General features: G+C 63.8%; 14 protein-coding genes. 1 reads left to right on the top strand and 13 read right to left on the bottom strand.

From position 1 onward, the window contains the following. Positions 1 to 3 precede the first annotated feature (3 nt). The 11 genes from ACHMW6_RS06900 to ACHMW6_RS06850 all read right to left on the bottom strand — a co-directional run bounded on the left by ACHMW6_RS06900 (position 4) and on the right by ACHMW6_RS06850 (position 10,438). Complete coding sequence (locus ACHMW6_RS06900) at positions 4 to 954, bottom strand: sugar phosphate isomerase/epimerase family protein (protein ID WP_395406383.1); 951 nt, start codon at positions 952 to 954, stop codon at positions 4 to 6. A 102-nt stretch (positions 955 to 1,056) separates the two neighbouring features. Next, positions 1,057 to 1,668: a TetR/AcrR family transcriptional regulator gene (locus ACHMW6_RS06895; protein ID WP_395406382.1), complete on the bottom strand. Its 612-nt coding sequence runs from the start codon at positions 1,666 to 1,668 to the stop codon at positions 1,057 to 1,059. A gap of 34 nt (positions 1,669 to 1,702) precedes the next feature. Then, positions 1,703 to 1,891: a GMC oxidoreductase gene (locus tag ACHMW6_RS06890; RefSeq protein ID WP_395406381.1), complete on the bottom strand. Its 189-nt coding sequence runs from the start codon at positions 1,889 to 1,891 to the stop codon at positions 1,703 to 1,705. Further along, positions 1,881 to 3,398 (bottom strand): GMC family oxidoreductase N-terminal domain-containing protein, encoded by a 1,518-nt coding sequence (locus tag ACHMW6_RS06885; RefSeq protein WP_395406380.1) that lies wholly within the window; start codon positions 3,396 to 3,398, stop codon positions 1,881 to 1,883. The genes ACHMW6_RS06890 and ACHMW6_RS06885 overlap by 11 nt, the downstream gene beginning before the upstream one ends. A gap of 9 nt (positions 3,399 to 3,407) precedes the next feature. Continuing rightward, positions 3,408 to 4,061: a gluconate 2-dehydrogenase subunit 3 family protein gene (locus tag ACHMW6_RS06880; protein WP_395406379.1), complete on the bottom strand. Its 654-nt coding sequence runs from the start codon at positions 4,059 to 4,061 to the stop codon at positions 3,408 to 3,410. Between the two features lie 12 nt (positions 4,062 to 4,073). Next, positions 4,074 to 4,328 (bottom strand): hypothetical protein, encoded by a 255-nt coding sequence (locus ACHMW6_RS06875; RefSeq protein ID WP_395406378.1) that lies wholly within the window; start codon positions 4,326 to 4,328, stop codon positions 4,074 to 4,076. Continuing rightward, positions 4,301 to 6,211 carry a TonB-dependent receptor gene (locus tag ACHMW6_RS06870; RefSeq protein WP_395406377.1) on the bottom strand — a complete coding sequence of 637 codons (1,911 nt, stop codon included), beginning with the start codon at positions 6,209 to 6,211 and terminating at the stop codon, positions 4,301 to 4,303. The genes ACHMW6_RS06875 and ACHMW6_RS06870 overlap by 28 nt, the downstream gene beginning before the upstream one ends. Before the next feature lie 115 nt (positions 6,212 to 6,326). After that, positions 6,327 to 6,935, bottom strand: a complete 609-nt coding sequence (locus ACHMW6_RS06865; RefSeq protein ID WP_395406376.1) for an NADPH-dependent FMN reductase — start codon at positions 6,933 to 6,935, stop codon at positions 6,327 to 6,329. Positions 6,936 to 6,954: 19 nt separating this feature from the next. Further along, positions 6,955 to 8,958, bottom strand: coding sequence for a glycoside hydrolase family 3 C-terminal domain-containing protein (locus ACHMW6_RS06860; protein WP_395406375.1), 2,004 nt, complete (start codon positions 8,956 to 8,958; stop codon positions 6,955 to 6,957). After that, on the bottom strand, positions 8,897 to 9,334 hold the full coding sequence (locus tag ACHMW6_RS06855) for a glycoside hydrolase family 3 N-terminal domain-containing protein (protein ID WP_395406374.1): 438 nt from the start codon (positions 9,332 to 9,334) through the stop codon (positions 8,897 to 8,899). The genes ACHMW6_RS06860 and ACHMW6_RS06855 overlap by 62 nt, the downstream gene beginning before the upstream one ends. 9 nt (positions 9,335 to 9,343) lie before the next feature. After that, positions 9,344 to 10,438 (bottom strand): LLM class flavin-dependent oxidoreductase, encoded by a 1,095-nt coding sequence (locus ACHMW6_RS06850; protein WP_395406373.1) that lies wholly within the window; start codon positions 10,436 to 10,438, stop codon positions 9,344 to 9,346. Positions 10,439 to 10,608: 170 nt separating this feature from the next. Here ACHMW6_RS06850 and ACHMW6_RS06845 point away from each other — a divergent pair, with 170 nt between their 5' ends. After that, positions 10,609 to 10,926, top strand: coding sequence for a hypothetical protein (locus tag ACHMW6_RS06845; protein ID WP_395406372.1), 318 nt, complete (start codon positions 10,609 to 10,611; stop codon positions 10,924 to 10,926). Between the two features lie 15 nt (positions 10,927 to 10,941). Here the strand turns inward: ACHMW6_RS06845 and ACHMW6_RS06840 are convergent, their stop codons facing one another. Continuing rightward, entirely contained in the window at positions 10,942 to 11,799 is an 858-nt protein-coding gene (locus ACHMW6_RS06840; RefSeq protein ID WP_395406371.1) for a PEP-CTERM sorting domain-containing protein, read from the bottom strand. A gap of 70 nt (positions 11,800 to 11,869) precedes the next feature. Continuing rightward, positions 11,870 to 13,012: an ATP-binding protein gene (locus ACHMW6_RS06835; RefSeq protein WP_395406370.1), complete on the bottom strand. Its 1,143-nt coding sequence runs from the start codon at positions 13,010 to 13,012 to the stop codon at positions 11,870 to 11,872. Positions 13,013 to 13,016: the final 4 nt, after the last annotated feature.

Genomic DNA, 13,016 nt, shown 5'->3' with positions numbered 1-13,016 from the left:
ACCTTATGCGTAGATTTTCTTGAGTACGTGCTGGATGTACCAGGCCGACAGCGCCGTGCTTTCCGGGTAGTTGCCGCCGCCGACATCGGCCTTGTCGTGCTCCACGCCGACCCAGCCCTCGTAGCCGCACTCCTTCATCGCCTTCATCAGCGCCGGGAAGTCCACCAGCCCGCCCGGCGTGCCCATCTCGTGGAACCAGCGCGGCGTGGTCGGCGCCATCACTTCGGCGTCCGGCTTGCGGCGGTAGTCGCCGGTCAGGTCCACGTCCTTCGTATCCTTCATGTGGAAGCCGCCGCAGCGGTCTTGCAGCTTCAGGTAGAGATCCACCGGATCGACGCCTGCAATCACGTGCTGCGCCGTATCGCAGTAGAAGAACACGTAGCGCGGATCGGTCCACTCGTAGAACTTGCGCAGTTCCTCGGCGCTGCGGATGCCGCAGAAGAATTCGTGGTGGCAGCAAGTCTTCACGCCGTATTCCAGCGTCATCTTGCCGACGCGGTTCCACAGCTCGGCGCAGGCCTTCAGCTTGTCGTCCGTGACCGGCTCCACGTCGTAATACAGGCCGGCCGGCATGACGATGAAGTTCTCCACGCCCAGGCCCTGGCTGCTGCGCATGATGTGCTGGGCATAGTTGAAGATGTGGTCATGGGTGGAACGCACATGCGGCGCGCTCTGGCGCTCGTCGTACATGACGGCGTGGAACAGGCTCAGGACCTTGTCGATGCCGCGCTCCTGCATGAAGGCGCGCGCGTTTTCGAGAGAGCCGAACAGCTCGCGCAGCGGGCCAAGGTGGAAGTCGAAAGTCTCGATGGCCTCAAAGCCGAGGGCCGAAATCTGCTTCAGGAAAGCGTCGAAACGCTTGACCGAAGTGTATTGCGACAGCTGCCCTTGCGGCGTGTCGATGCGCCAGTGGTCCATATAGGCCCAGCGCAGTTTAGGAGTCGTAGTTGCCATGATTCATCCAATTAAAATCAAAATTCTGGTTATATTTTCACGCAAGCCGCAAGGCGGCTCACGCCTTTCAGCGCTTCGGTACGAACAACAGGAAGGACAGCATCATGTCGCTGAGGTCATCGAGCAGCTCATTCCAGTTGCTCGGCTCCCCCATGCCCCTACGCTGTCCAGCCCCAGGAAACGGGCCTGCGTGGCGTAGATCAGCAACATGCTTGAATCGATGGCGCGGTCCGGCTGCGGATGCCGGATCTCGCCCTTGCAGGCGCGCACCAGGTTGATGAATTTGGCGTGGTTGTCTTCCGCCGACTTGCGGCCCGCGTTGCGGATCGCTTCATCGCTCGGCCCGCGTAGCATGAAGGAGCGCAGCACGCTGGCGTTCTCCTTCAGCAGATTGCCAAGGCCGGCCACCACGGCAGGCACCACCTGCTCCAGGCCCTTGGCCTGTGCCGCAATGCGTTCGGCTTCTTCGGTGAATCGCTCTCCCAGCCGCTCCAGGAAGCGCACCTGCACCACACGCAGCAGTTCGTCCTTGCCATCGACGCGGCCATACAGCGATCCGGTGGAGACACCCGAACGCTGGCAGATTTCGGCCAGCGTGATCTGGTCGTAGGCACGCTCGCGCAGCAGGTCGATGGTCGCTTCGATGATGCGTTCGAAGGACTGCCGGCTGCGGCCCTGCTTGGGCGCACGGGCGTGGGCGCTGGTAGTTGGCATAGTTTGGTAACTCATTGTGATCGCAAGCGGCCGATTATATCTTTCCTGCCTTCAGTTGGGCCACGGCGTAATCCACCGCGCGCACCGTCAGCGCCATATAGGTCAGCGAAGGATTGACGGTACCGCTGGACGCCATTGCCGAGCCGTCGGTCACGAACAGGTTGCGCACGCCGTGCACTTGGTTGTGGGCGTTGAGCACCGAGTCCGCCGGGTCATTGCCCATGCGGGCGCCGCCCATCTCGTGAATCGAAGTGCCGGGCAGCGCACGCGCCGGGAATCAGCTGGACGCGCTTTGCGCCTGCGGCGATCAGCATCTGCTCCGCCTGTTTGCCGGCATCGACCGCCATGCGCCGTTCGTTTTCGCCATAAGCCACATCGAAGCTCAGTTGCGGCAGGCCGAAGCCGCCGGGCTTCTTGTCGTTCAGCGTTACGCGGTTATGCGCTTGCGGCAGCTGCTCGCCGAAGGCGCCGAGGAAGGCGATCCACTTGCCAGGACGGGCGATATTGTGCTTCATGCCGGCGCCGAAATCATCGGTCAGCGCCGCGGTATTGGTCCAGTCGTCGCGCATGGCGCCACCCTGGAAGCCGTAGCCGCGCGTGAAGTCGGCGTCCGCATCCTGGCCGCCCAGGTTGCGGTAGCGCGGGATCAGGATGCCGGTGGCGCGGCGGCCGCGGTAATTGCTGTCCTCGAAGCCTGGAATCTCGGCGAAGGCGCCCACGCCGTGATGGTCGATCAGGTAGCGGCCCAATACATCGCTGTGATTGCCGATGCCGTTGGGGTTGGTCGCGCTGCGCGACTGCAGCAGGATCTGCACGCTGCCGAAGGTGGACGCGCACAGGAAAATCACCTTGGCGCGGTAGGTCATGCGCTGGCCCGTTTTGGCGTCGATGATGCGCACGCCGGTGGCCTGCTTCGTCTTCGGATCGACTTCGATGGCTTCCACCACGCTGTCGGCGCGCACGGTGAGGTTGCCGGTCTTCTGCGCTGCAGGCAGCGTGGAGCTGAGCGAACTGAAATAGGCGCCGAACGAGCAGCCACGGTTGCAGATGCTGCGGTACTGGCAGGGTCCACGGCCATTGTGTTCAACGGTCAGGTTGGCGACGCGGCCGATGGTCACGCGGCGGTCCTTCCACTTCGCTTCGATGCTTTGCTTCAGCGCCTTTTCCACCGCCGTCATTTCCATCGGCGGCAGGTAATGGCCGTCCGGGAAATTCGGCAAGCCTTCCGGCTGGCCGCTGACACCGATGAATTTCTCCACATGGGTGTACCACGGCGCCAGGTCGGCATAACGGATCGGCCAGTCGTTGCCGTGACCATCGCGCAGGTTGGCTTTGAAGTCGTCGTCACCCCAGCGATAGGACTGGCGGCCCCAGGTCAGCGAGCGGCCGCCCAGCACATTGGTACGGTGCCAGCGGAAGGGCTTCACCTGCTCGTAGGGATTCTCGCGATCGTTGATCCAGAATTGGCGGTTGGCCCAGCTGAAGGCGCCGCGCTCGATCTTGCTCTGGACAGCGTAGTCGCGCTCATCGAGTTCGCGGTCCGGCAGGCCACGGTTCGCGGCCTGCCACGGCGCGGTGAATTCATTGATGTAGTCCTTTTGGTGCTCGATCAGGCGGCCGCGCTCCAGCACCAGCGTTTTCAGGCCTTTCTCCGTCAGCTCCTTGGCGGCCCAGCCGCCGGTAATGCCGGAACCGATGACGATGGCGTCGAATTGGGTGGTCTTGCTCATGTCTTGTCCTTAGATGACGGTCTGGTAGGGCCAGGTCTTCATGTCCAGGTTGGCCTCGAACTTGCCGGGCACCGGCAGGTAGCGCAATTCGGTGGTGCTGCCGGCCTCGGAGGTGAAGTAGCCCAGCACCGTGAGGTCGCGCAGGCGCAGGTAGAACGGCGCCTTGGGGTCGAGGATGCGGTCGGTCAGCGAAAAAGTACGGCCGCCGTAAGGGCTGGATGCGCGCAGCGCCTGGATAAGCTCCGCGCCCTGCTCCGCCGAGCACTCGGCGAAGCCGCGCTGGAAGCGCTGGCGCGCGCTGGCGTCCAGTGCGGACAGGCCATTGCGGAAGAACGCCGCTTCGTCGGCCGTCATCCAATGCGACACCAGCGCATCGATAAACTGCGGCACCCCGGCCTCCACCGCGCCCGGCGTATCGGTGGCGGGAATGATGACCTGGGCGGCGGCGGCCAGCACCGCCAGCTCTTCCCTGGCCAGGCCGGCGCGTGCGGCGGCGACCGCATTGCCGGCAGCCTGCAGAGCAGCAGCTGCCGAAGCGCTGCTCCAGACACCCGCCATGGCCGTGCCGGCCAGCAGTGCCGCCAACACGTCGCGCCGCGACACGCCGCCGCGCGGCGCAGAAGCTTCCGGCTGCCGGCTGAATTCCAATTTACTGATCTTCATCGCTTGCCTTTCTTAAAGCTGTACGCCTGCGCGCAGGCCGTAGGTACGGGGTGCGCCCAGACCGAAGCCGCCGGGCAGCAGGCTCTCGAACGTCACCTTGTTTTCAATATTGCGGACATAGGCCTGCACATACCAGCTCTGCGAAGGCGCTGTGTAGTTAAGGCTCAGGTCCGATTTATGGAAGGACGGCTGGCGGTAGCGGATGGCCGCCGCCGGATCGCTGAGGAAGTAGGCGCCGCTCAGGCGCGTGCCGGCCCGCGCCACCACGCTTGCGCCGTTCTCCAGCGCGAAGGTGTGCGCGTATCCAGGCTGGCGTTGTAGGCAGGTGCGCGGTCGATCTGCTGACCGGACCAGTCATCCACGCCATTCGGCTTGTAGTCGTCGAACTTGCCGTCCGTCGTGGCGACGGAAAAGTTCAGGCGGTCGTCCGGCGTCAGCGCATACTGCCCCTCCAGTTCCACACCCTTTACCTTGGCGCTGGAAGCATTGGTGGTCAGCGCACCGCAGTTGGCCGCCGTTCCCGCGCCGGTGCAGACGACGGAAGTCAGCTGCATATCCTTGTAATCGTAGTGGAAAACGGCGGCGCTCAGGCGCAGCTTGTTGTCCAGGAATCGGCCTTTGACGCCCGCCTCGACGGAGGTGATGTTTTCGGGCCTGTAGCCAGAGCCGCTGGTGTCGTTGAAACCGCCGGCCTTGTAGCCGGTTGATACGCTGCCATACAGCATGACTGCCGGCTTCAGGTCGTAATCGGCTGCCAGGCGGAAGTTCGATTTCGAGCTTTCCACATGCGCCGTGTAGCCGGGACCGGACGGGCTGCCGCTGAGCGGGTCGTGGCCGGATTTCTCATCGCGCGTGGTACGCACGCCAGCCGTCAAGCGCAGCTGGCCATTGACCTTGTACGTTGCCTGCCCGAACGCGGCCTTGGAATGGCTGCTCACGTGCGGTGCGAACGGCACCACGATCAGCGGGCCGGGCGTCTGCGTATTGTAGGTGGAGGCGCGGAAGATCTCCTCGTTGAACCAGTACAGGCCGGCCACCCAGGTCAGGTCGGACTTGCCGGCCGAATTGAAGCGCAGTTCATGCGTGCGCTGGGTGGATTCGCCGTCCACGACGTTATACAGCGGGAAGCCGAAATAGCTGCCGTTATTGACCTGGTCCACTTCCGCATGCAGGCGCGCGAACTGGTAAGTCAGGTCGGCCAGGCCAAGGCTGGTCTTGAATTCCGAGCGCAGGGAAGTGGCAACGTCGTTCTTGTGCGTATCGCTTGCGATGAACTTGCTCGCTGCGGTCAGCTGCGTGTCGGCGCCACGGTCCACGTAGACGGGGTTCAGCAGGTTGTTGCCGCCTGCGATGGGCGTGCCGGTGAAGAAGTTCGTCAGCGGCACCGTGCTGCCGCCATTCCCGCCGGACTTGCTGCGCTCCGCCGTCAGCAGCCAGCTGGTGGCGGGCGTGAACGTGAACAGCGCGTGCACGCGGGCCGCGTTATCGTCCTGGTCTTCCAGGCCAACGGTGTTCGGTCCGGGGCGCAGATAGGTATCGCGCTTGACGGTGGTCGCCGCCGCACGGAGCGCCAGCGTCTGGTTCACCGGCACATTGATCATGCCTTCGATGCGACGCATGCCGTAGTCGCCGATGTCGGTATCGATGCGGCCTTCCAGCTTGTTGCCCGGCTTGTTGGTGATCAGGTTGATGGCGCCGGCCGTGGCGTTGCGGCCGTACAGCGTGCCTTGCGGGCCACGCAACACTTCGATGCGCTCGAGGTCGAGGAAGCTGCCCAGTTGCGCTTCGCTGCGGCCGACGTAAGCGCCGTCCACATTGAAGGCGGTGGACGAATCGCCCTTCTCGCTGGTATCGAGGCTGACGACGCCGCGGATCGCAATCTGCAGCTTGCCCAGGTCCGTGGAAATCTGCACGTTGGGCGCCAGCTCGGTCAGCGCCACGGCATTCGTGGCGCCGGCCTGGCGCAATTCTTCGCTGCCGATCACGGACAGCGACAGCGGCGTCTTCGATGCCGGCTGCGCCGTTTTCTGGGCCGTGACAATCACTTCAATCAGGGGCGCTTCCTGCGCCATTGCGCTGCCGGCACACAGGCCAGTCAAAATCAGCGCATGGCGATGCAAACCGCGCCTTGCAACGGGTGGTTGATGCACACTTGTCTCCGAATGTTCTGGACTTTTTTATATTGTTTTTCGCATGCCCCGCATCGCGTGCAGTGGCATGGTCCAGTCAAGAATAGCACAGTTTTTAGAATTAAAATTCCAATTTTTATTGAGCTGCAGCCTGCGGCACACGCACGCCTACCACCTGCTCCGCCAGCAACTTCAGGCTGGACGAAACCTGGTCGTCCAGGCACTGCCCATCGCTGCCGAAAAGCTTGGTCCCGGCGGTGTTCAGCGTAACGCCCAGCGGCGTTGGCCAGCCGCGCAGCGCGTGCACGATGGAACGCATCGCAGCGAGCGTGGTATTGCAGCCCTGCCAGCCGGCGGCGGTGACGATGCAGCCCACCGGCATGCCATCGAGGTAGACGCGTTCGTCCGCCCGCAAGTCTTCCAGCAGGTCGATGGCATTCTTGACCAGGCCGGACACGCCGCCGTGATAGCCGGGCGAAGCGAAGATCACCGCGTCCGCCTGGCGCACCGCTTCCACGATGGCCTGCTGGCCTTCGCTGCGCTCGCGCACTTCCGGCGAATATCCATCCAGCGCGGCCAGCGCCTCGCCGCCGAACAGCTGCGTGCGCGCGCCCAGTTTTTCGGCATGCTTCAGTGCCTCGCGCAGCGCGCTTTCGGTGCTGGAGCCGGGGCGCGTGGTGCCGCCAATGCCGACGATGAATGGGGTGCGGCCATTGGCGGCCGCTGCGTAAAATGCCTGGTTCATGGCTTGTCTCCTGGTGGTGCTAGTTTTGAACTTGTACCGAAAGCGGCAGGTCCGCACTGGATGCGCCGATCAGCAGGTCGATCGGTCCCGGAATCGCGACCCATTCCCCGCGCCATTGCTGCAGGCGGCGCTTCGCCACAGTCAGCTCAACGCGGCGCTCTTCCCCCGCCTGCAGCTGGAACTTGCCGAAGGCGACCAGCGCCAGCTCGGGCTGGGCACGATAGACCTGGACCACTTCCGCGCCGGCGCGGGTGCTGGTGTTACGCAGCGTCAGCGAAACGGTATAGGCACCCTCGGTGCTCGCCTGCACGCTGGCGTCGCGCATCTCGAACGAGGCGTATCCGCGGCCACCGCCAAAAGCCTGGCGCGGTGCAATGCCCCGTGCGGCCAGGCCGCGGTAGCCGACCCGCACGCCATCGCTGTAATGCAGGTCGCCGTTGGCATCAGGCTGCAGCGACAGCGCGGGGTAGTCGCTATCCTCCAGCGCGATCGTGACGGGCATGCGCCCGCCCGGTTCGCGGTCGCCCGCCAGCACCTGCGCCAGTGCGGCGCCAAATTCCTGGCCGGGATACCAGCAGTGCAGCACTGCGCGTGCTTGCTGCTCCCAGCGAGTGTCGAAGGCATGGCCGACATTGGTGACGATGATGGTGTTGGGATTGGCCGCGCAGATCCGCTCGATCAGCGCGATCTGCTCGGGAGGCAGGTGAGTATCCGGCCGATCCTTGGATTCGACGCTGGCATCGGAAGTCTCGCCAACGACCAGGACAACCGCGTCAGCCTTCTCCGCGGCAGCCACTGCCCGCGCCATCATGGCGTCCGCGCCGCCGGGGCCGCGCACGCCGTACCACAGGCCCTGGCAGCGCGCAGCGGTGTAGCACAATTCAACCACCACTTCCACCGCCCTGCGCTGCTCCAGCGCGACGGGCACGCTGTCCGCATCGCCGCTCTTCAGACGGCCCATCACATCGCCCGGCGCCAGCTCCTCGTCGCGGCGGAACACTTCCACGCCATCGACCAGCAGGCGCAGCGCGCCCGTGCCGCCAACGTAGAACAGATGCTCACCCGATTCGGCAGGCAGGTAGACGCCGCTGGCGCGCGTACCCGCGTGGCGCTGCAGTGCGCCGGCATCGTGCACGCCATGGAACCAGGTGAGGGAATTGGTGTCGCGCGTTTCGCTGAGCAGCGGCTCGCCTTCAAAGGCGGCGTTGTCGAAATAGTCCAGCGTCATGCCCTTCACGCAGCCATCGCCAAGCGAACGTGCCGGCCGTACAGGCATGCGCGGCAGCTTCGGCTGCGGATCGACGCCCGGCTCGTAGCACACGACGGCATCGCCGAAACGGGCGCGCAGCGCATCGAGCGGCAACACGGCGTCCGGCTTCACGGCAATCTTGGCGAAGGTGCCGCCCTGGAAACAGGGCGCGCTGGCATTCGGTCCGATGACCGCGATACGCGGCCAGCGCTTGATATCGAGCGGCAGGATCGCCTGCTCGTTGCGCACCAGCGTGAAGCCGGCGGCGGCGGCTTCGATCAGCAGTTCGCTGGCCTCGGCATCGGCCATGGGCTGCCCTTTGCCGCTGCCGAAACGGCGCGCCACGCGGGCCACGCGCTCGGCGGCATCATGCAGGCGCGCGTGCGGCACCACGCCCTCGGCGACAGCCGCCGCGCTGCGTGCGCCCAGGTAGCGCGCCGGTCCCGGCATTTCCAGATCCAGCCCGCCCTGCAGCGAGCCGTTGGTGGAATGCGTGCCGAACCAGTCGCTCATGAACACGCCGGGGAAGCGCCATTCATTCTTTGCCGCGCTGATGACCGGACCGGCCTCGGCGCACCAGTCGCCATTCACTTTGTTGTACGCCGTGAGCATGCCTGCGCAACCGGCATCGGCCGCCATTTCGAATGGCAGCAGATAGATTTCGCGCAGGGTCTGCTCATCGACCACGGCGTTCATGCGGTCGCGCAGCGTTTCACTGTCGTTGCACACGAGGTGCTTGGCCACCGCACCCGTGCCGAACCGACTGGCAGCCATGAATCCAGGCCACGCCCAGCGCGCCGCACAGCAGCGGATCTTCCGAGAAGTATTCGAAGGCACGGCCGGCCAGCGGGCTGCGCGCCATATTCAGATTCGGCGCCAGCATCAGGTCCACGCCGCGGCGAATTGCCTCGCCGCCCACCAGTCGTCCTACTTTCTGCACCAGCTCCGCATCCCAGCTGGCGCCCAGCGCCAGCGGCGATGGGGTCAGCAGCGAGATATCGCGTTCGTCCACGCGCGGACCGGCAACGCCCATCGGGCCGTCCGCCATCATCAGCGACGGGATGCCGGCATGCGGGACCGCGGCTGTCGTCCACATCGACGCGCCGGCGGTCAGCATCGCCATTTCGTCCAGGCTCAGTTCAGTGCTCATGGCGGCCTTTTAATTGAAGGCGGGGATCACGCGCTGCGCCAGCAGACGCAGGGTCTGGTTTGCGTAAGCGAGGCGCTTTTCGGTCAGCGGGCCGGTGGTGGTGCCGCACAGGATGTTGCCGATGCCGACTTCCTCGTAAGCGCGCAGCTTCTCGATGACCGTCTTCGGGCTGCCGTACAGTGCCCAGGTAGCCATCCATTCCTCGGTCAGTGCGCCGCCGGTGCGGTCGGTTTTCTTGTTCGCGTCGTCCGATTCTGCCTTGGCATTGAACTCGGCTTCGCGGTCGATCGCTTCCTGGTAACCGCTCAGGATTTCCAGTACTTCCTTGTGCGCCTGCTCGTCGGTTTCCGCCAGGTGCACGCACTGGTAGCTGTGCGTGGTCCAGGACAGGGCATCGGCGATCGTTTCGTCCGAGTGGCCGGCGGCCAGCAGTTGCTCGTGATAGCTGGAGAAGTACTTCTTCACATGCTTCAACGGTTCCAGGCCGCCGATTTGCGGCGGCGTGAAAGCAGGGATAAACGCCGGCCAGCCATTGACGGCTGCGCGGGTGGTGCTGCTTTCCTTCATCGCAACCGGCATCAGGCGCGCATGCTTCTGGCCATACGGCATCGGCGCGATACGCTGCAGCACGCGGCCTTTGTGGAAGCCGTGCAGTTCGATCGCTTCGTCTTCAATCTTCTTGCTCCACAAGGCTTCCGCGGCTTGCAGGTTTTCCTCGGCAATGCGGCCTGCGTCCTTGTAGTTGACGCCAAAGCCGATCATCTCCTCCGGCGTGGTGCCGGAGCCGATACCGACCAGCAGCTTGCCCTTGGTCAGGTGATCGAGGATGTTGATGCGCTCAACGAAACGGACCGGGTGATGCAGCGGCACGGATGTGACCGAGAAGCCGAAGTGCATGTTCGGCATCTTGGCCGCCAGGTAGGCGGCAAACATATAGCTGTCGCTGGCGACCGGCATGTAGCCGTTGAAATGGTGGTCCGGCAAAAAGATGGCGTCGAAGCCCAGTTTGTCGGCCAGCAGCGCATGCTGCTCCAGGTCGATGATCAGCTGTTTGTCCGCGTCTGCCTGCATGGTGCGGGCGTTGAGAAAGACTGAGAAGCGCATTGATGTCTCCAGAAGTTGTTGTCGAAGCAACCGGATCAGGCTAAATCATAATCCGAATTCTGATTATAGTATTCGCGCAAAAATGCAAAGTCAACCGGAAAATCTGAAATAAGGGAAAGCGAGTTTGTTAACGAAGACTTCACACAGCCCGTGATATCTTCGGTCGCGCCATGGAAGATGACTATCAAAAATGCACCGACGCCTGTAAGGTTTGCCACGACTTGTGCAACCGTGAAGTTGCCCGGCTGATCGAGTCGACGCAGCCCTCTTCGCTTGGCGACGTGGAAATCGAGGCCCTCATCAAGTGCGCCGCCATGTGCGAGACTGCCGGCAAGGCACTGGATGGTCGCCGTTCGCTGGCTGAAATCATTTGCGTTGCCTGCGCAACGAATTGCGAGCAGACGGCTGCTCTGCTCGCGTCACATCCTCAGATGGCCGATTGCGTGCGTGCCGCGCGGGAGTGCGCGGCTGTTGCCGGGCAGTCGTGACGGGCCCGGGCCGGCCTAAGTCCGCCGCCTTGTGACCAGGCTGAATAAGCCCAGCCCGGCCGCGAACATCAGGTAACTCTCCGGCTCGGGCACCACGGGAATGGCGGTGAGCTGGCCGCCAGCGTTTGTGTCCATGTTAAAGCGCACCCCGCCGTTGAGGCTGGTGTTGGTGGTGTTCGAGAACTCCAGTTCGACCGGCGACGTTTCATTCAGCTGAACCAGCTGATCCTCGGTGGTGAAGAGATGGTGATATCCGTAGGTACCGCCGTAGTAGTCGTGGAAGGTTGGCGGATTGTTGGGGAATGCCTCATACAGCCAGAGGTAAATCTGGCCATTCACGTTGTACCATTGGCCCAGGCCCTTCTGTCCCTGGATGCTGGCCGACGTTATCATCTCTCCTCCGAATACCACCCTGGTATTCGCGGACAGCGTGAACGAATAAGGATCTCCCTGCACGCTGGAATAGGCACGCCGCAGCACGTTCTTGTCCATGTGGATTTCGTTGGAGCTGGCAAGGGAAAGGGTCGCGACATCGGCACGTCCGTTCAGGTCTACGGAAGATCGATACGCATTCCCTTCGGTGACCAGCGACAGCGGATTGCCTGCGTGATCCGGCCATCCTTCCTGATGAGTCGAACCACCCCATCTGCCGTTCTGCACCCACTCCGCACTGACGGAGCTCCACATTGCCCGCTCATATGGCGTGGGATCGAACGTGAGCGACGGCGTCACGCCATCGTTCGGGTCAAGGTCATACAGCGTGTAGTGCATGCCCCGCAAGATTGTGGTCGAGCCAAGGATGTCCGCACTGGACAGGCCGGGCGCGGCAGCCATTGCAAGCAGGCACGCACAGAGGACTTTCCGTTTGTTCATTGCTCTCTCCCCGATGATTGTTGGAGGATCGAGCGTAGCAATGACGGGGGCGCGCGAGATTCACAGATTGTCACGCGGCGCCTGATTCGCCTCCATGTGCACTCGGCAGGATGGCCCGCAGGCTGGACATCGAGACCGGCCGTTCCAGGTGGTAATCGAAACCGGCGCCACGGGCGATGATCTTGTCGTGCGACTGGCCGGACTCGGTGAGCGCAATGTAAACCGCGTGCCGGTCAGGATGCAGCGCCCGCAGCTGGCGTGCAAGAGCGTAGACTTCAACGCCGGGTTGATCGGCTCGGATCAACACCGCGTCCGGATGCTGCTCGCTGGCCTGCGCCCGGGCGCAGGCGCCGTCGTGGCACAGGATGACGGTGTGCCCGTCCGCCTGCAGTGCCGTGGAAAAAATGGCTTCATCGTCATCGGCCAGGTCGACCAGCAGAATCCGCAGCGGCCGCGCGCCCGGCGGCGCCGCATGCAGGGGCAGCGAGACGGTGAAGGTACTGCCCATGCCGCGCCCTGCACTGTCGGCGGTGATATGGCCATTGTGCAGTGCGACGATGCTCTTCACGAGCGCCAGCCCGAGACCGAGCCCGCCCTGGCTGCGGTCCGGCGTGCGCTCGGCCTGGGTGAACAGCTCGAAGACATGCGGCAACAGGGACGTATCCATGCCGATGCCGTTGTCGGAAATACAGATATCGACCTCGTGTTCGCGGGCTGTCACCTTCAGCACGATCCGGCCTCCCTGCGGCGTGTATTTGGCGGCATTGTTCAGCAGGTTGGCCAGTACCTGGATCAGGCGCGTGCGGTCTCCCAGCACGGTACCGCCGTCCTCGCTCATGTCCAGCACCAGCTGCTGCTTGCGCGCTTCGATCAGCGGGCGCGATTGCTCGACGGCCGTGTGCACGACCAGCGACACGCTGACCACTTCCTGCTCGATCGACACCAGGCCGCGGGTCACGCGCGACGCATCCATCAGATCGTCCACCAGCTCGGTCATGTGCTTGACCTGACGGTCGATGATGTCGCTGGAGCGCTGGATGTTTTCCGGATTGCGCGCGCCCAGCCTGAGCAGCTGCGCGGCGGTACTGATGGGCGCCAGCGGCCCGCGCAGTTCGTGCGCCAGCATCGCCAGGAAGTCGTCCTTGCGCTGGTTAGACTGTTGCAGCGCTTCCTCCGCTTCGCGCTGCAGCGTGATGTCAGTGTTCGTGCCCATCCAG

Source organism: Pseudoduganella sp. UC29_106, assembly GCF_044055365.1.
In the GTDB taxonomy this organism is placed as follows: Bacteria; Pseudomonadota; Gammaproteobacteria; order Burkholderiales; family Burkholderiaceae_D; genus Rugamonas.
Note: the sequence above shows the minus strand (reverse complement) of the source record. Positions and strands in the feature narration are given on the sequence as shown.